Raw genomic sequence first — 16,639 nt, 5'->3', positions numbered from 1 at the left:
GAACCCCTACGATGTCTGCATGACCACCGAACCAGCACCGGGCGCGCACTTCCTCCCCGCGAGGAGGGCGCTCGCCGACGACGTGTACGACGCGGTTCTCGGACTGCTCATGGACCAGGTCATCGAGCCGGGCAGCCGGGCCAGCATCGACGGCATCGCCCGCCAGCTCAATGTCTCTCCCACTCCGGTGCGCGAGGCGCTCGCCAGGCTCGAGTCGGAGGGCCTGGTGGTCAAGCAGGCGCTCAAGGGCTACACCGCCGCACCGCTGCTCGACAGCGAGGGCCTGCGTCAGCTCTTCGAAATGCGCCGCCTGATGGAGCCGTACGCCACCCGCAACGCGGTCGGCGAGCTCACGCCGGAGACGCTGGTCGAGCTCGAAGAGCTCTGCGACGCGATGCACGCCAGCGGCCAGGCGGCGCAGAGCGGCGACGACCGGTTCCGCGACTACAAGGACTTCGCCGACCAGGATGCGGCCTTCCACCGCATCATCGCAGAGCACTCCGGCAACGCGCTGCTCTCCGACGCCATCGCCCGCTTGCGCTCGCACATGCACCAGTACCGCATCTACTTCAAGCACGGCGTGGTCGACGAGACCTCCGGCGAGCACGAGGCCGTGCTCGAAGCGCTGCGCGCCGGCGACGCCGTCGCGGCCGAGAACGCGATGCTCGACCACATCACCAAGTCCTACCTGCGCATCTCGACCAGCCTGCAGCAGGTGGAGCAGTAACCCCGGCTCCCAGCCCAGCCCCCAGCCCCCAGCCCCCCCAGCCTCCCCGAAACTCCTTCCGAACGGAGTTTGCCCTTCCGCGCGCCCAAAACTCCTTCCGAACGGAGAACACGCCGCAGCCGCGCGCGCTTTCTCCTGCCGAACTTTGCCAACAACTGGCGCGCATCCACCTATATCCAATAGGATGTTGGTTGTAAGCCCGACGTGATGGTGCGCTCGGCGACGGATGGGAAGGGATGCGCGTGAGCATCGTCACTGGATTCGAAACTCGAGACGTCCGCTTCGAGACGTCGGCCATGCTCGACGGCTCGGACGCGATGAACCCCGACCCCGACTACTCGGCCGCGTACCTGCGGATCACGACGGACGCGTCCGACGACCACGAGGGCCACGCGTTCGTGTTCACGATCGGGCGCGGCAACGATGTGCAGGTCGCGGCGATCGACGCGGTAGCGCACCGCGTGCTCGGGCGCGACGTCGAGGAGATCCTGGACGACCTCGGCGGGTTCTGGCGCGAGTTCGTCTACGACTCGCAGTTGCGGTGGCTCGGCCCGGAGAAGGGCGTGATGCACATGGCCATCGGCGCCGTGGTCAATGCGTTCTGGGATCTCAAGGCCAAGCGGGCGGGGCTGCCGCTGTGGCAGCTCCTGGCCAGGATGAGCCCGGAGCAGCTCGTCGACCTGGTCGACTTCCGCTACCTCAGCGACGCTCTCACCCGCGACGAAGCGCTGGAACTGCTCCGCGCCGCCGTGCCGGGCAGGGCGGAGCGCGAGGCGACGCTGCTCGCGCTCGGCTACCCCGGGTACACCACGACGCCCGGCTGGCTCGGCTACTCCGACGACAAGCTGCGCAGGCTCGCCCGCGAAGCCGTGGACGACGGCTTCCAGCAGATCAAGCTCAAGGTCGGCGACAACCTCGCCGACGACGTGCGCCGCCTCGGCATCGCCCGCGAGACGGTCGGCCCGGACATCCGCATCGCCATCGACGCCAACCAGCGCTGGGATCGCGACCAGGCCATCGACTGGATCCGTGCTCTGGAACCGTTCGACCTGGCCTGGGTGGAGGAGCCGACCAGCCCGGACGACATCCTCGCCCACGCGGCCATCGCCCGCGCCGTCGCCCCTGTCCCCATCGCGACGGGGGAGCACGGGATGAGCAGGGTGCTCTTCAAACAGCTCCTCCAGGCGCAGGCGGCCTCGATCGTGCAGATCGACTCCACCCGCGTGGCCGGGGTGAACGAGAACATCGCCATCCTTCTCCTCGCGGCCAAGTTCGGCGTGCCCGTCTGCCCGCACGCGGGCGGCGTCGGGCTGTGCGAGGCGGTGCAGCATTTCTCGATGTTCGACTTCGTCGCCGTCTCCGGCAGCCAGGAGAACCGGATGATCGAGTACACCAAGCACCTGCACGAGCATTTCGTCGCACCGGTCGAGGTCACCGGCGGTCGCTACCGCGCCCCGCTCACCCCCGGCACCGGGATGCAGATGCTCGAGGCGTCCCTCGCCGCGCACACCTTCGCCGTCCCCGCCACGCTCTAGCCCCGCTCTCCACCCCGTCCCCACCCCGTCCCCAAGCAATCGAGCCCAGGGTTTTTCACCTTAAGAACGCGTCTTAAGGTGAAAAAGCCTGGGCTCGATTGCTTCGGTCAGCGGCGGGGGCGCAGGGAGTACATGCCGCCGTCGACGGCAAGGATGACGCCGTTGGTGGATGCGGACCCAGGCGACGCGAGGTAGGCGACCGCCTCCGCGACCTCCTGCGGCTGCACCAGCCGCCCGCTGGGCTGGCGCGCAGCGAGGGCGGCGCGCTCCGCATCCGGGTCGGCGGCCGTGTCGAGCAGGCGGCCCACCCACGGGGTGTCCGCCGTGCCGGGCGCGACCGCGTTCACGCGGATGCCGAGCGGCAGGCAGTCGGCGGCGATCGCCAGCGTCATCGCCGACACGGCGCCCTTCGACGCCGAGTACAGCACGCGCTGGGGGAGGCCGGCCCACGCAGCGATCGAGCTCGTCAGCACAACGGCGGCCGACGGCGACTCCTGCAGGTGCGGCAGGGCGTGCCGGATGGTACGGGCTGAGCCGATCACGTTGACGTTGAGCACGCGCATCCACTCGGCGTCGTCGTTGGCGAGCACGTCGCCCTGCGCGCCGATGCCCGCGTTGGCGACCACCACATCCAGTCGGCCGGCGTCGGCGATCACGGCCGCGATCGCGTCGCGCACGGAGTCGTCGTCGCCGATGTTGCACCGGATGCCCGTGTGCGGTGCGGAGACCGCCGCCGCGTCGAGGTCGAGGGCGAACACGCGTGCTCCGCGGGCTGCGAGCTCGTCGGCGATGGCCTTGCCGAGCCCGGATGCGCCGCCTGTGACGGCCGCCACGAGTCCTTGGAAGTTCTGCGACACCGTTGTCTCTCCTTGTCTCAGTCGGCCGCGCGCACGGTGGTGCGCTGCTCGCCGAGTCCGTCGATGCCGAGTTCGACCAGGTCGCCCGGCGCGAGGTACGGGAATCGTCCGGACAGGCCGACGCCCTCCGGCGTTCCCGTGTTGATCAGGTCGCCGGGTTCGAGCACCGTGAACCGGCTGAGCCGGTAGACGATCTCGGCGACGCCGAAGATGAGATCGGAGGTGCTCGACCTCTGGCGCTGCTCGCCGTTGACCGCCGACCAGATGCCAAGACCGGACCCGTCGCCGACCGCTGCGGTCGGCACCAGCCACGGGCCGAGCGGGTTGAAGGTCTCGAAGCTCTTGCCCTTGCTCCACTGACCGAGCGAGCGCTCCAGTTGGTACTCCCGCTCCGACACGTCGTTCGCGACGGCGAATCCGGCGACGTAGTCCAGCGCTTCCTCCGGCGACGACAGGTAGCGGGCGCGCTTCCCGATCACGGCGGCGAGCTCCACTTCCCAGTCGGTGGTGGTCGATCCAGGCGGGACGAGCACGGTGTCGTTCGGCCCGACCACAGTGTTGGGGTGCTTGTAGAAGACGACGATGTCGGTGGGCGGCTCCGAGCCGGACTCGCGTGCGTGCGCGGCGTAGTTCATCCCGATGCAGATGACGGCGGTGGGCCGGGCGATCGGGGCGCCGATGCGCATCCCTGTCGGGTCGATCGTGGGCAGTTCGCCCGCGAGCGCGGCAGTGGATGCGCGTGCCAGGCCGTCGGAGGCGAGGAACGCGCCGTCGATGTCCGCGGTGATGGGCCGCAGGTCCCAGCTCGTCGTGCCGTCGCTGACGACGGGGATCTCCGCTCCTGGCTGGCCGAGTCGCTGGAATCGGGTCGGCTGGGTCGGCAGAGTGGGCATCGAGAGTCCTTTCGCTCGTCCCCTGAACCCTATTACTATTTCCTATAGCATTCCAACCCCAGGGAGAATCCGATGCGCGTCGCACTGCATTCCATCGTCCGCGAAGGCCACGAGGCCGGTTATGAGGAGGCTCACGCCACAATCCCTGCCGACCTCGTCGAGTCGTTCGCGCGCGTCGGCATCCACGACTGGACCATCTGGCGCAGCGGACGCGATCTGTTCCACCTGGTCGACTGCGACGACTTCGCCGCGGCGATGGATGCGCTCGACAGCGACGAGGCGAACGCCCGCTGGCAGGCGTTCATCGGCCCGTACGTCGACCACTTCGTGACCACGGGGGAAGGCCCGAACGGCATGGTCGTCGGCCGGGTCTGGAGCCTGTCCCAGCAGCGGGATGAGCAGGGTTCCTCCGACCGCTAGGCACGACCCTGCTCCCTCAGCGAGAAAGCTCCCGCCCTCTGCATGAGAAAGCTCCCGCCCTCTGCGTGAGAAAGCTGAAGGCAGCGTGTGCCCCAACCGTGGGGTTACGTTCACAACTTGACTACAAGGGTTCACTCCTGCACCCTTATCGCATGACCGCCACTTCGGGCTCTCTCGTACGTGGCGCACGCAACCCCGGGTCGCAAGGCGCACTGAGGCACTTGAACCAGGAGCGGCTCTTCGAGTTCCTCCTTGCCAACGGCCCTGCCACCCAGGCGGAGCTTGCGCGCGGAACGGGACTGTCGACCGCCACCGTCTCGAACATCGTGCGAGACATGGCGGCGAAGGGCGTGGTCGCGACCAGCCCGGTCAACAGCGGGGGCCGCCGCGCCCTGCTGGTCCAGCTCACCGACACCGGGGACATCGCCGTCGGCGTCGACTTCGGGCGACGCCACGTGCGCGTGGTGCTCGCCACCCTCGGCTACGAGGTGCTGGCGGAGGAGGGCATCGCCCTGCCGCTCGGCTACGACGTGGATGCGAGCCTGCTCGCTGCCTCCGAGCTCATCGACCGGCTGCTGGCCGCCAACGGCTCGGAGCGCGAGTCCGTGCTCTCCGTCGGCGTTGGAATTCCGGGCCCGATCGACCGCAGGACGGGAACGGTGCTGCAGGGCGCGATCCTTCCCGAGTGGGTCGGAGTCAACCTGCGCGACCTGGAGAACGCCTTCCGTTTCCCTGTCGTGGTCGACAACGACGCCAACCTCGGCGCGCTCGCCGAGGTGACCTGGGGAGCCAACCGCGGGGTCCGCAACCTCATCTTCGTGAAGATCGGCTCCGGCATCGGCGCCGGGCTCATCCTCAACGGCCAGCCGTACTACGGCTACCTCGGCATCACGGGCGAACTCGGCCACACGCCGGTCACCGAGCACGGCGTGATCTGCCGCTGCGGCAACCGCGGCTGCCTGGAGACGGTCGCGTCGACGACCGTGATGATCGAGTCCCTCGGCCGCGGCTCCGAGACGCCGGTGACCACGGAGGACATCCTCCGCAAAGGCATCGAGCGCGACCCGGCGACCCTGCGCGTGGTCGGGGACGCCGGTCAGGCGATCGGCCAGGCCATCGCCAACATCGCCAACGTGATCAACCCGGAGCTGGTGCTGATCGGCGGGCCGCTTGCCGGGCTCGGGGATGCGCTGCTCGACCCGATCCGGCACGGGATCCTGCAGAACGCCATCCCGGTTATCGGTGAGACGACCACCGTGCGGATGTCTTCGCTCGGCGACCGCGCGGAGTCCCTGGGGGCCGCCGCGCTGGTCATCCAGGCGTCTCTCGCCGGACGCGAGTAGCGCGGAACCGCGCCGTGCGCATCCAGACCGTTATTTACTTGTTGTGTTCACTGTTTGACGCCAAGCCTGACTTTAGCGTTTACTACTTAGGCAGATAGTTCGCAGTTGAGCAGCAAACCCGCAACAAACCCGAAGGAGCGACGATGCCGTCGAACGCAGTCATCCTGGAGATGCGCGCGATCACCAAGGAGTTCCCTGGTGTGAAGGCACTCGAGGATGTCTCCCTCACCGTCAAGGCCGATGAGATCCACGCGATCTGCGGCGAGAACGGTGCAGGAAAGTCCACGCTGATGAAGGTCCTCTCCGGCGTGTACCCGTATGGGACGTACACGGGGGACATCGTCTACAACGGCCAGGAGATGCGCTTCAAGGACATCAGGTCCAGCGAGCACGAGGGCATCGTCATCATCCACCAGGAGCTGGCGCTCATCCCCGAGCTGTCGATCACCGAGAACATCTTCCTCGGCAACGAGCCGGGCCGCGGCGGCGTCATCAACTGGCAGGAAGCCAAGTCGCGCGCGACCGAGCTGCTCGCACGCGTCGGCCTCAGCGACGACCCTGACACCCCCATCAAGAACATCGGCGTCGGCAAGCAGCAGCTCGTCGAGATCGCCAAGGCGCTCAACAAGTCGGTCAAGCTCCTCATCCTCGACGAGCCGACCGCTGCGCTCAACGAGGCGGAGTCGCAGCACCTGCTCGACCTCATCCTGGGGCTGAAGAGCAAGGGCATCAGCTCGATCATGATCTCCCACAAGCTCAACGAGATCGAGCGCGTGGCCGACGAGATCACGATCATCCGCGACGGCCGCACCATCGAGACCCTGAACGTCAAGGCGGACGGCGTCGACGAGGACCGCATCATCCGCGGGATGGTCGGCCGCACACTCGAGAGCCGCTTCCCCGACCGCACCCCCGACATCGGCGAGACCTTCTTCGAGGTGAAGAACTGGGTCGTGCAGCACCCGCAGGTCTCCGACCGCCTCGTGGTCAAGGACTCCTCGTTCCACGTGCGCCGCGGCGAGATCGTCGGATTCGCCGGCCTGATGGGCGCAGGGCGCACCGAGCTCGCGATGAGCGTCTTCGGCCGCTCGTACGGCAACTTCATCTCCGGCGAGATCTACAAGGACGGCAAGGAGATCCAGGTCCGCAACGTCAGCGACGCCATCGCGAACGGCATGGCGTACGTGAGCGAGGACCGCAAGGTGCTCGGCCTCAACCTGCTCGACGACATCAAGGAGTCGATCGTCTCGGCCAAGCTCACGAAGATCTCGCGCTTCAACGTGGTCGACGACCAGAAGGAGTTCGCGATCGCGGAGCAGTACCGCAAGAGCCTGCGCATCAAGACCCCGGATGTGGAGCGCGGCGTCAGCACGCTCTCCGGTGGAAACCAGCAGAAGGTCGTCCTGGCCAAGTGGATGTTCACCGACCCGGACCTGCTCATCCTCGACGAGCCCACCCGCGGCATCGACGTCGGCGCCAAGTTCGAGATCTACGGCATCATCCAGCAGCTCGCAGCGCAGGGGAAGGGCGTCGTCGTCATCTCCTCCGAGCTCCCGGAGCTGCTCGGCATCTCGGATCGCATCTACACGATCTTCGAGGGCCAGATCACCAATGAGCTTCCCATCGCGGAGGCCACCCCCGAAACGCTCCTGAAAAGCATGACATCCGCCAAGAAGAGGGTTGCCCGATAATGACCACACAGATTCCCGAAAAGAAGAAGTCCGGGGGTATCCGCGACCTCGCCAAGATGTTCGGCAGCGGACAGTCCGCCGGTCGCCAGTTCGGCATCCTCGGCGCGCTCGTCGTCATCGTCGTGTTCTTCGAGATCGCGACCGGCGGCAAGACTCTCGAGTCCGTCAACCTCATCAACCTGGTCAACCAGAACGCATACGTGCTCATCCTGGCGATCGGCATGGTGATGGTGATCATCGCGGGCCACATCGACCTGTCGGTCGGCTCGGTGGCCGCGGTGGTCGGGATCGTGGTCGCCAAGGCGATGACGGAGTGGCACGTCCCGTGGCCGCTCGCGATCATCCTCGGCCTGCTGATCGGTGTCGTGATCGGTGCCTGGCAGGGCTGGTGGGTCGCATACGTCGGCGTCCCCGCGTTCATCGTCACCCTGGCCGGGATGCTCATCTTCCGCGGCCTGAACCAGTTCATCGGAAACGCCAACACCATCCCCGTGCCGGACGGATTCACCTTCATCGGCGGCGGCTTCCTGCCCGACTGGGGCCCGGACTTCGGCTACAACAACTCCACCCTGCTGCTCGGTCTCATCATCGCGATCGTCGTCGCCGTGATGGAGTGGCGCACCCGCCGCAACCAGACCAAGATGGGCTCCGAGAAGGCGCCGCTCTGGGTCAGCGTGTTCAAGGTCGTCGTGGTCGACGCCGTGGTGATCTACTTCGCGTTCGTCTTCGCCGGAGGCCGCATCGGCACCAGCTTCCCGGTGTCCGGCATCATTCTCGGCGTCCTCGTGATCCTGTACTCGTTCATCACCCGCAGCACGATCTTCGGCCGCCACATCTATGCGGTCGGCGGCAACTGGCACGCCGCTGAGCTGTCCGGTGTGAAGATCAAGCGGATCAACTTCTTCGTGATGATGAACATGTCCGTGCTCGCGGCCCTGGCCGGCATGATCGCGGTGGCACGCTCGGTCTCCTCCGGCCCGCAGGACGGCCTCGGCTGGGAGCTCGACGCGATCGCCGCTGTGTTCATCGGTGGTGCAGCGGTCTCCGGCGGTATCGGAACCGTCGCAGGCTCCATCGTCGGTGGTCTCGTGATCGCCGTCCTCAACAACGGCCTGCAGTTGCTCGGCGTCACGTCCGACAAGGTCCAGATCATCAAGGGCCTCGTGCTGCTGATCGCCGTCGGCATCGACGTCTACTCCAAGCGCCGAGGAGGTCCGTCGTTGATCGGCAGGATGTTCGGCGGCGGCAAGAAGCAGGCGGCCGACGCCATCGGCGCCGACCGGCCCGTCGTCATGCCGGACGCAGACTCCGCCGAGGCGAGCTCGCGGTCCCTCACCAAGTAACCAGCCCCAAGACTTACCCGTCCGTTCCATCCCTGCACCACCTTCAACAAGAGAAAGAGAATCCACACATGCGCAAAATCGCACTCGCGACAGTGGCCGTCGCTGCTGCCGCCGCGCTGGCCCTCTCGGGCTGCTCGAGCCGTGGCTCGTCAGGCGACTCGACCGGAGCCGCCGGCTTCGACAAGGGCGCCACGATCGGCGTCGCCCTCCCGACTAAGACGTCGGAGAACTGGGTGCTCGCCGGTGGCCTGTTCACCGACGGCCTCAAGGAAGCCGGCTTCAAGGGCGACGTCCAGTACGCCGGTGGCTCCGGTGTGTCCGACCAGCAGTCGCAGATCCAGTCGATGATCACCAACGGCGCCAAGGTCGTCATCATCGGCGCCGTCGACGGTGGCCAGCTCGCCGCGCAGGCCAAGGCCGCGCACGACGCCGGCGCGACCGTCATCGCGTACGACCGCCTCATCCTCAACACGAAGGACGTCGACTACTACGTCGCGTACGACAACGAGAAGGTCGGCGAGCTTCAGGGCCAGGCCCTGCTCGACGGCATGAAGGCCAAGTACCCGGGCAAGACCAAGTACAACATCGAGCTGTTCTCCGGTTCGCCGGACGACGCGAACTCGAAGGTCTTCTTCGACGGCGCCATGAAGGTCCTGCAGCCGAAGATCGACGACGGAACGCTGACGGTCGTCTCCAAGCAGACCGACATCAAGCAGACCTCCACCCAGGGCTGGCTCCCGGCGAACGCGCAGACCCGCATGGACACGCTGCTCGCCGCGAACTACGGCTCGACGGAGCTCGACGGCGTCCTGTCGCCGAACGACACCCTGGCCCGCGCCATCATCACCTCGGTGCAGGGCGCAGGCAAGCCGGTCCCGATCGTCACCGGTCAGGACTCCGAGGCCGAGTCGGTCAAGTCGATCATGGCCGGCGTGCAGTACTCGACCATCAACAAGGACACCCGCGCGCTGGTCAAGCAGGCCATCGCGATGGTCTCCGACCTGCAGCAGGGCAAGAAGCCTGAGACGAACGACGACAAGTCGTACAACAACGGCGTCAAGGTCGTCCCGGCCTACCTGCTCACCCCGGTCGTCGTGACCAAGGAGAACGCGGCGGAGGCGTACGCCAACGACCCGACCCTTGAGCCGCTGACCAAGTAGTCACCAGCATCAGCACACGAGGCCGGACCCGTTTTCGGGGTCCGGCCTTCGTGCTGTCCGGGGGGAGCGGTGCGTGCGAGGATGGGGGAGTGTAGAAGGGGGAGCACGTGCTCGCGACCACCGCATCCCGTCGGCTCATCGCAGCGTGTGGCGCTGCCGTGGCCGTCGCCGTGCTGCTGACCGGATGCGTCCAGGGGTTCGGCCAGCGCGCATCCGCCCTGTCGTTCGCGGACGGCGCGGCGCTCACCCAGGCGGACGCGGGTGCGATCTCGTTCTACACCGATCTGGACCGCGTCTCCGGCTGGGCGGTCGAGCCGGGCGGGGACGCCTCGTACATCGAGTACCGCCAGCGCGGCTCGGGATGCATCGTCAGCCTCGACCGCTTCGACGTCACAGAAGAGGACTACGTCGTGGACCACGACGACGCCCGTTCCAGCGCCGCCCTGGTCGACGCGACGAGCGACCTCCACGAGAACCGCGCCCTCCGCGCCCGTTCCGTCCTCGCCCTGAACGACACGGCGGCCTCCGGAGCGGAAGGCACCATGGATGTGCTCCGCATCGTCTACGCACCCGTCGACTCCGGCGTCACGCTGCACGACGCCGCACTGCTGAGGGTCTTCGCCGGGCCGGGGATCGGTATGGTCGCCCAGGCGAGCTGCCGCACAGACAAGGCACTCCGGGATGCGATGACGGTGCTCCGCCGGCACGTCGCGTTCGTGGTCGAGCGGTAGCGGGGCCACGCAGACTCCACGGACGGAAAGGATCGAGGCCGGTGCGGTTTGCCGCTCCGGCCTCGATCTGTGTTTCCCCCCGGTAGTTCGTCCCCCCGGTCGAACGTCTGAGACCAGGTTATGAGGAGCGCCGGGAGGGGGCATCCGGGCCTGCACGGATCTTCTGGACCGTGCAGGCCCGTGCCAGGCCGTGGATGCGGCGGTCAGCGCCGGAGGTCGCTGAGCACGCCGCCGATGCGCGCGATGTACGCGCCGATTCTGGCAGCCGCCTCTTCGCCGTCGCCGTTCCTGGTCGCAGCCGCGAGGGCGGTGGTGAACGCCTGCACCGCCTCGGTGTCCACCTGGCCGGAGAGCTTGCGCGCGATGCGACGAACCTGCGGCATCACGTTGGCGAGGGTGCGCAGCCGCACCGCGTTGCCTTCGACGCGCACGTAGAGGGTGGCGAGGTGCTCGAACGCTCGCACGTAGAGTCCGGTGTCGTCCTGAGCCCCGGCTTCGACGAGGGCGGCGCAGATGTCGTCGAGCAGCAGGAGGTCGTCCTCTGACCAGTTCTCGCGATTGCGGAGCGCCGCCCCGGCCCAGAGGTCGCCCGCGACCTCGATCGCCTGGCGGACGCCGTCGACGTCGAACGGCGCGACCCGGGTGTACCGGTTGCGCTCCATCTCCACGAGGCCCTGGTCGAGGAGGCGGTCGAGGGCGTGACGGATCGGCGTGCGCGAGATGCCCAGCCACTGCACGAGCTCCGGGTCTCGCAGCCGTTCGCCCGGTTCCAGGGTGCCGTCCATGATGGCTGCCTCGATGCGGGTGTATGCCTCGTCGGAGAGGGAAACGCGGGCTACGTGATCGGTCGGCATCGGCATGGGAGCTCCCTGAGAAATTGTGAGGTTGTAAAGCTTAGATGCTCAATGATAAACTATAAATATAATCTGGCGTTAGATCGCCTCAACAACTCTGGCCGTGATTCGGGTATCCGGCCAGTGCCCGGCCGTGATTCCCCCCTCGCGGCCGGAGTGGGCCCCGGCTGGGTTCCGGCCGGGGCCCAGTTCAGACCAGAGCACCCGCCTCTGAGCCCGCACCCGCTCTCCCGTATCCGTGAACAGGAAGAACCACCAACCCATGACTATCGACGAGGCATCGAGCTTTCCGACCGGTATGCCCGCACTCACCGCCGATCGTAGGCTGCTGCGCAACGACGTCTTCGAGGTGCTGCTCACGCGCATCCTGAACGGCGGGTTCGTTCCAGGGGAGCGTCTGAAAGACGCAGAGCTCACAGCGTGGTTGCGTGTGTCCCGCACACCGGTGCGCGAAGCGCTGAGCCGACTTGTCACACTGGGGTTGGTCAGAACGGCCCCCAACCGGTTCACCTGCGTCGCGCCGCTGGTCGAGTCGGAGATCGCGGGTGCCGTCCTGGTGCTGCAGAAGCTCTATCCAGACGCCATCGCCGAGGCGCTGAGGCTGCGCACTGACGGAGACGAGCTGGAACTGCGCCTTGTCGCAGGTCGCCTGGAGCGCGACGAAGACATCTCGCCCATCGAGGTCTTTCAGCGGGTGCTGCTCATCGCTCTGGCGTCGATCGACAACCAGGTGCTGGCGGAGGCCATCGAGACGGTTCACCTGCGGGTGCTGCGCTACCTCTATCTCACGCCATCGGCCGCGCCCATTCTCGGGCGCGAGCGTGTGCTCGAGTTCGCGTGCGCGGTCGCGTCGGGTGACGCGGTGGCGATCGGCATGATCGAATCCGTGCTCGGCGACGTCGCGTCCGCGCTCGAGCGCGCGGCGAGTGCTGGTGCTGCTGGTGCTGAGGGCGCTGCCGGTGCTGCGGGCGCGGCCGAACCTGCGGGGATCGTCGCGCCGATGGCAGCCGTCGTCTGAGCCGCGATCACGGGCGACGTGCCGCGTGGCCGATCTTCCTGAGCGTCGCACGCGGGAAGACGTAGAGCAGCACGAACAGCAGGGCGAGGACCACTCCGCCGACGACCACCCCGGGCACCAGCCCCAGGACCACGTCGAAGACGAAGAACACCACGCCGCTCGTCAGCAGCGCCACCAGCGCGAGTGTCGCGCGCAGGAGCCGATTCGCGATGGCGACCGTCTGCACCTTGTCGTGGTGACGGAAGAGCTGCCGGTGCAGGGCGACGGGCGCGAGGCCGAGGGCCGTGCACGCCGCGGCGAGCACGACGAGCACGAGATAGAAGCCGACCTGGAAGCCGTCGAGCTCGCCGAATCGTTGCTGGAACAGGATCGTCAGCAGGAAGCCGCTGATGATCTGGGTGCCGGTCTGCGTCACGCGCAGCTCCTGCAAGATCTCCGCCCAGTTCCGATCCGCCCGCTCGGCGGCACTCTCGCTGCGGCCATCCGCGGGATCGACGTCGACGGGTTCGCTCATGTTCGCCTTCCGGAGGGTGTGCGCTCCATCGTGCTCCCGGTCGGGCGGCGCCGCAATGCCGCGCGATAGAACCGCACCAGATCGGAGGCGGGCGGGCGCTGCGTCGCCATCGCAGCCGCATCCACCCGTTTCGCCGCGAGGTGGTGGCGCCACGACTCCTCCGCGCACCGGTAGTCCCAGCCGGCGGCCGACGCGGCCTCAAGGGTGCGGCACCAGCCGATCAGCTCACGCCCCGTGGAGGTGGGTGCCCAGGTGACCACGCGGAACCAGATGTCCGGACGGTTCGGGTCGCCGAACGCGAAGCGGCGGACCACCGCGTACGGTGCGCCGAGCGTCCCCTGACGCAGGATCCACTCGTTCGCCTGTGCGTTCGTCACCGGGTGCCACGCGCCCACTGCTCTCCTTCTCGGGTCCGCAGCCCGGCCCGCTGCGTCCTGAGCATACGAACCGCCGCCGACACCCCGCCGCCCCCAACCATCGAGCCCAGGCTTCTTCCGCTTAAAACGCCCGCTTGCGGTGAAAAAGCCTGGGCTCGATGGCGTCGGTCAGGTGAGGAGGCGGATGAGGGCGGCGACGACGGCCGCGGCGGGCACGACGACGATGAAGGGGACCCGGAGGGCGTAGAGCCCGGCGGCGATCGCGACGGCGGGGAGGCGCGCATCCAGTTGCAGTGCCTGGCCGGCGCCGAGGGTCTGCACGCAGATGAGCGCGGCGAGCAGTGCGGCCGTGAGAAGGTCGCTGACCCGTGCGACCGTGGGGTGGTCGAGCGCCTTCGGGGGCACGAGCCAGCCGACCGCCTTGAGCGCGAGAACCGCGATCGACGCCAGCAGGATGATGTTCCACGTGGTCACGGCTCCACCTCGCGTTCCATCGGGATCGCCTCGGGATGCGGAGGGTCGTTGCGACGGCCGAACAGGTTCAGCACGCCGACGACGATCGCGACCGCCGCGGCAGCCAGCACGGGAAGGCCGGGCATCAGGAACGGTGTGAGCATGGTGGCGACGAACCCGGCCGCGACCGCCACCGCCTGCGTCTGCCGCGCTTTGAGCCTCGGCCAGAGCAGGCCGAGGAACGCGGCGGCGGCAGCGGCATCCAGGCCGTACGCTTTGACGTCGCCGATCAGGTTGCCGAGCAGGGCGCCCGCCAGCGTGGTGATGTTCCAGCCGATGTAGACCACGAGGCCCGTCGTCCAGAACCCGATGCGCTGCGCCCGCGGCTCCTGCTGGGCCGTCGCCACGGCGGTCGACTCGTCGATGGTGAGCTGGGTGGCCGCGGCCCGCCGCCAGAAACCGGGCCCGATGATGCGCGACAGGCGGAGGGCGTAGAACGAGTTGCGCACGCCGAGCAGCGCCGCCCCCGCGATCGCAGACCCGCCGGCGGCGACGCCACCGGAGGCGAGCACGCCGATCAGCGCGAACTGCGAGCCGCCGCTGAACATCACGAGGCTCAGCACGCACGCCTGCCAGACGTCGAGACCGGATGCGGTGGCGAGCGCCCCGAAGGAGATGCCGTATGCGGCGGTGGCGATGCCGACGGCCCAGCCTGAGCGTGCGGCGACGCGCTCGGCGGCGGTTCGGCGTGCATCCATGCCGGGTCAGACGGCGAGGCGGAACAGTCGCGTGACGAGTTCGTCGGCGGTGTCGTCGGTGAGCCGCCACGGCTGGAAGATCGTCCGGTGCACGATCGGGGCGACCACCGTGTCGACGATGTCGTCGACCGTGAGCCCGGCATCGGCGGCGCGCTCCACGAACATCGTGGCCTCTTCGCGCCGGTTGCGCAGGCAGTCGGACGTGGACTCGCCGGCGGCCCCTGCCCCACCGCGAAGCAGCGCGGCGTTGACGGGCTTGCGGTAGTGGTTGACCAGCTCGCCCGCCCAGATCGTGAGGTCTTCCTGCAGGCTGCCGCTCGCCGGAAGCGGACGCTCCGGGTCGAGCCGGTAGGTGGCGATGTCGTTGATGAGGGTGGGGAGGTCGCCCCAGCGGCGGTAGATGCTCGTGGGGTTGACGCCCGCGCGCTCGGCGATCATCGGCACGGTGACGCGGTCCTGCCCGCGTTCTTTGACGAGTTGTTCGACGGCGGTCCGGACACTGTGGATGACCGCAGCGCTGCGTCCCCCCGTGCGCTTCGGGGTGGTTGTCTCCATACGGAATAGCTTAAAGCAAATCTTGTTGCTTTTGAAGGACGCTTGGGTTTAGCATCCTTAAAGCAATCAGATTTGCTTTTGGAGGGCATCATGACGACAGCAGAAGAGACCCGCACCGCCCCCGTGGCGGCCAGCTCGGGCGGCCCCGTCGGCCTCGTCGGCCTCGTGCGGACCGCGCGCCCCGCTCGCCCCGCGCGCACCGCGCGTCCCTCGCGCCGCAGGCTGCGCCCGATGCCCGCGTTCGTCGGCACGTCGCTGGCCTTCGTCGCTGTCGCCCTCGCGGTCGGCGCCCCGAGCCCGCTTTTCGTGCTCTACCAGCACGAGTGGGGATTCGCGCCGTGGCTGCTCACCGTCGCGTTCGCCATCTACGCGATCACCCTCCTCGTCACGCTGCTGGTCGCCGGTTCGCTCTCCGATCACATCGGCCGTCGTCCCGTGCTGATCGGCGCTCTCGCCCTGCAGGTGGTCGCGATGCTGATGTTCCTCTTCGCTCGGGACATCGGCTGGATCATCGCCGCCCGCTCTGTGCAGGGCGTCGCCACGGGCGCTGCCATGAGCACCTTCACCGCCGCGATCGTGGAGCTCGCCCCGGAGCGCCACAAGAAGCTCGGCGCGACCATCGGAAGCACGGCCCCTGTCGGTGGCATCGCGCTCGGCGCCTTCTTCACCGGCCTCGCCGTGCAGTTCGTGCCGCAGCCGACCACGCTCGTCTTCGTGTCGCTCGTGGTGCTGTTCGTGGCCGGGCTGTTCGTGGTGATCGGCGTGGGGGAGACGGTCACCAGGCGGCCAGGCGCACTCGGTTCGCTCATCCCGCGTCTCGTCGTTCCCCGCGCTGCGCGGGCCGAGTTCGTCGGCGCCATCCCGCTCTTCGCATCCACCTGGATGCTCGCCGGCCTGTTCATCGGCCTCTCGCCGTCCATCCTGAGCGGCGTCTTCCACCTCGACAGCGGGCTCCTCAACGGCGCCATCGTCGCCGTGCCTCCCGCGGTCGGCGCAACGGCGGGGCTGCTGCTCACCCGCGCGCCCGCCCGCCGGACGGCGATCGTCTCGATGGCCGCCATCATCCTCGGTATCGCCGTCGCCGCGGCCGGAATGGCGTTCGCGGTGCTCTGGCTGCTGTTCGCCGGGGCCGTCATCGCCGGTGCGGGCTTCGGCGCCGGATTCTCCTCGATGCTCCGGATGCTCGCCCCGCTCGCCCCCAACAACCAGCGTGCCGAGCTGTTCGCGGGCATCTTCCTGGTGAGCTACATCGCGTACGGCGTCCCCGCGCTCATCGCGGGCGAGCTGATCGGCGTGGTCGGCCTCCTGCCGACGGCGCTCGGCTACGCGGCGGCGATCGCGCTCGCCGCGCTGCTCGCGCTGACGGTTCAGGTGGCGCGGGCTCGCACGCGGAGCTAGGCCGGACCGCCT

At 68.2% G+C, this 16,639-nt stretch carries 18 protein-coding genes; 10 read left to right on the top strand and 8 right to left on the bottom strand.

What is annotated here, in order from left to right; all coding sequences use genetic code 11:
* Positions 1–19: 19 nt before the first annotated feature.
* Together ACYVGI_RS13585 and ACYVGI_RS13580 are read left to right on the top strand one after the other, a co-directional pair.
* Complete coding sequence (locus ACYVGI_RS13585; RefSeq protein WP_460633145.1) at positions 20–727, top strand: GntR family transcriptional regulator; 708 nt, start codon at positions 20–22, stop codon at positions 725–727.
* A 242-nt stretch (positions 728–969) separates the two neighbouring features.
* Positions 970–2,262: an enolase C-terminal domain-like protein gene (locus ACYVGI_RS13580; protein ID WP_460633144.1), complete on the top strand. Its 1,293-nt coding sequence runs from the start codon at positions 970–972 to the stop codon at positions 2,260–2,262.
* Positions 2,263–2,369: 107 nt separating this feature from the next.
* Here the strand turns inward: ACYVGI_RS13580 and ACYVGI_RS13575 are convergent, their stop codons facing one another.
* Positions 2,370–3,119 (bottom strand): SDR family NAD(P)-dependent oxidoreductase, encoded by a 750-nt coding sequence (locus tag ACYVGI_RS13575; protein ID WP_460633143.1) that lies wholly within the window; start codon positions 3,117–3,119, stop codon positions 2,370–2,372.
* Between the two features lie 17 nt (positions 3,120–3,136).
* Positions 3,137–4,012 carry a fumarylacetoacetate hydrolase family protein gene (locus tag ACYVGI_RS13570; RefSeq protein WP_460633142.1) on the bottom strand — a complete coding sequence of 292 codons (876 nt, stop codon included), beginning with the start codon at positions 4,010–4,012 and terminating at the stop codon, positions 3,137–3,139.
* Positions 4,013–4,084: 72 nt separating this feature from the next.
* Here ACYVGI_RS13570 and ACYVGI_RS13565 point away from each other — a divergent pair, with 72 nt between their 5' ends.
* From ACYVGI_RS13565 to ACYVGI_RS13540, 6 genes are all read left to right on the top strand, one after another.
* A complete protein-coding gene (locus tag ACYVGI_RS13565) occupies positions 4,085–4,432 on the top strand; it encodes an L-rhamnose mutarotase (protein ID WP_460633141.1) in 348 nt (115 codons plus the stop codon).
* 152 nt (positions 4,433–4,584) lie between these two features.
* Positions 4,585–5,775, top strand: coding sequence for an ROK family transcriptional regulator (locus ACYVGI_RS13560; protein WP_460633140.1), 1,191 nt, complete (start codon positions 4,585–4,587; stop codon positions 5,773–5,775).
* 143 nt (positions 5,776–5,918) lie between these two features.
* Positions 5,919–7,466 (top strand): multiple monosaccharide ABC transporter ATP-binding protein, encoded by a 1,548-nt coding sequence (mmsA, locus tag ACYVGI_RS13555; RefSeq protein WP_460633139.1) that lies wholly within the window; start codon positions 5,919–5,921, stop codon positions 7,464–7,466.
* Positions 7,466–8,809: a multiple monosaccharide ABC transporter permease gene (gene mmsB / locus ACYVGI_RS13550; protein WP_460633138.1), complete on the top strand. Its 1,344-nt coding sequence runs from the start codon at positions 7,466–7,468 to the stop codon at positions 8,807–8,809. The genes mmsA and mmsB overlap by 1 nt, the downstream gene beginning before the upstream one ends.
* A gap of 68 nt (positions 8,810–8,877) precedes the next feature.
* Positions 8,878–9,969 (top strand): substrate-binding domain-containing protein, encoded by a 1,092-nt coding sequence (locus ACYVGI_RS13545; RefSeq protein ID WP_460633137.1) that lies wholly within the window; start codon positions 8,878–8,880, stop codon positions 9,967–9,969.
* Between the two features lie 107 nt (positions 9,970–10,076).
* Positions 10,077–10,700 (top strand): hypothetical protein, encoded by a 624-nt coding sequence (locus tag ACYVGI_RS13540; RefSeq protein ID WP_460633136.1) that lies wholly within the window; start codon positions 10,077–10,079, stop codon positions 10,698–10,700.
* Between the two features lie 203 nt (positions 10,701–10,903).
* On the opposite strand, the gene ACYVGI_RS13535 is transcribed toward ACYVGI_RS13540, so the two are convergent.
* Complete coding sequence (locus tag ACYVGI_RS13535) at positions 10,904–11,560, bottom strand: GntR family transcriptional regulator (RefSeq protein WP_460633135.1); 657 nt, start codon at positions 11,558–11,560, stop codon at positions 10,904–10,906.
* Positions 11,561–11,816: 256 nt separating this feature from the next.
* On the opposite strand from ACYVGI_RS13535, the gene ACYVGI_RS13530 reads away from it, so the two are divergent.
* A complete protein-coding gene (locus ACYVGI_RS13530; RefSeq protein WP_460633134.1) occupies positions 11,817–12,572 on the top strand; it encodes a GntR family transcriptional regulator in 756 nt (251 codons plus the stop codon).
* A 7-nt stretch (positions 12,573–12,579) separates the two neighbouring features.
* On the opposite strand, the gene ACYVGI_RS13525 is transcribed toward ACYVGI_RS13530, so the two are convergent.
* From ACYVGI_RS13525 to ACYVGI_RS13505, 5 genes are all read right to left on the bottom strand, one after another.
* The gene (locus ACYVGI_RS13525; RefSeq protein ID WP_460633133.1) at positions 12,580–13,086 is read right to left on the bottom strand and encodes a DUF6328 family protein; all 507 of its coding nucleotides are present in this window, start codon (positions 13,084–13,086) and stop codon (positions 12,580–12,582) included.
* The gene (locus tag ACYVGI_RS13520; RefSeq protein ID WP_460633132.1) at positions 13,083–13,481 is read right to left on the bottom strand and encodes a hypothetical protein; all 399 of its coding nucleotides are present in this window, start codon (positions 13,479–13,481) and stop codon (positions 13,083–13,085) included. The genes ACYVGI_RS13525 and ACYVGI_RS13520 overlap by 4 nt, the downstream gene beginning before the upstream one ends.
* Positions 13,482–13,631: 150 nt before the next feature.
* Complete coding sequence (locus ACYVGI_RS13515; protein WP_460633131.1) at positions 13,632–13,937, bottom strand: AzlD domain-containing protein; 306 nt, start codon at positions 13,935–13,937, stop codon at positions 13,632–13,634.
* Positions 13,934–14,674, bottom strand: a complete 741-nt coding sequence (locus ACYVGI_RS13510; protein ID WP_460633130.1) for an AzlC family ABC transporter permease — start codon at positions 14,672–14,674, stop codon at positions 13,934–13,936. The genes ACYVGI_RS13515 and ACYVGI_RS13510 overlap by 4 nt, the downstream gene beginning before the upstream one ends.
* A 6-nt stretch (positions 14,675–14,680) precedes the next feature.
* Complete coding sequence (locus ACYVGI_RS13505; protein ID WP_460633129.1) at positions 14,681–15,229, bottom strand: TetR/AcrR family transcriptional regulator; 549 nt, start codon at positions 15,227–15,229, stop codon at positions 14,681–14,683.
* Positions 15,230–15,319: 90 nt separating this feature from the next.
* Here ACYVGI_RS13505 and ACYVGI_RS13500 point away from each other — a divergent pair, with 90 nt between their 5' ends.
* Positions 15,320–16,627 carry an MFS transporter gene (locus ACYVGI_RS13500; RefSeq protein ID WP_460633128.1) on the top strand — a complete coding sequence of 436 codons (1,308 nt, stop codon included), beginning with the start codon at positions 15,320–15,322 and terminating at the stop codon, positions 16,625–16,627.
* Positions 16,628–16,639 lie beyond the last annotated feature (12 nt).

The sequence above is a fragment of the Leifsonia lichenia genome (assembly GCF_054780215.1).
The sequence above is the reverse complement of the archived record's forward strand: the minus strand, read 5'-3'. Positions and strand labels throughout refer to the sequence as shown.